Source organism: Vibrio sp. 811, assembly GCF_033339195.1.
This window is the reverse complement of the sequence record NZ_JAWOUB010000837.1, coordinates 1-542: the sequence shown is the minus strand read 5'-3', so window position 1 is coordinate 542 and position 542 is coordinate 1. Positions and strand designations below refer to the sequence as shown.

Annotated in this window: 1 protein-coding gene; it reads right to left on the bottom strand. The window is 46.9% G+C overall.

Features of this window, described 5'->3' with window-relative positions:
• The coding region (locus R7Q46_RS29675) for an oligopeptide:H+ symporter (protein ID WP_318078653.1) at positions 1-542 on the bottom strand (542 nt) is incomplete at both ends.

Genomic DNA, 542 nt, shown 5'->3' with positions numbered 1-542 from the left:
CACCGTGCATCCAACGAACAAGCGTGTTCGAGAATAACATTAGAATCACACCACTGATCAATGCAGTTACTGCGATGCCACTAAAGATAGCCATTGCACCAAGTTCACCCACATGAGAACCCACGTAACCAGCGACATAGTTCGCAATAGCGTTACAACCAAACCATGCACCCATCATCAACGATGCAAGACGTAGCGGAGCCAGTTTGGTTACAAGAGACAGGCCAATAGGGGATAGACACAGTTCACCCAAAGTATGGAAGAAGAACGCGCCAACTAGCCATAGCATGGATGTTTTCACGTTAGTATCACCACCTTGCTCCATTACTGCACCAACCATGCATAGGAAGCCTAGTGCCAAGAAGAACATGGCTAAAGCAAATTTCGCTGGTGAGTTTGGTTCACGTTTACCTAGTTTCACCCATAGAACCGCAAGGACAGGCGCAAGCGTAATGATAAAGAATGGGTTTAGTGACTGGAACCAAGCTGCAGGTACTTCAAAGCCGCCAATCATACGATTGGTGTACTGCTGAGTGTAAATG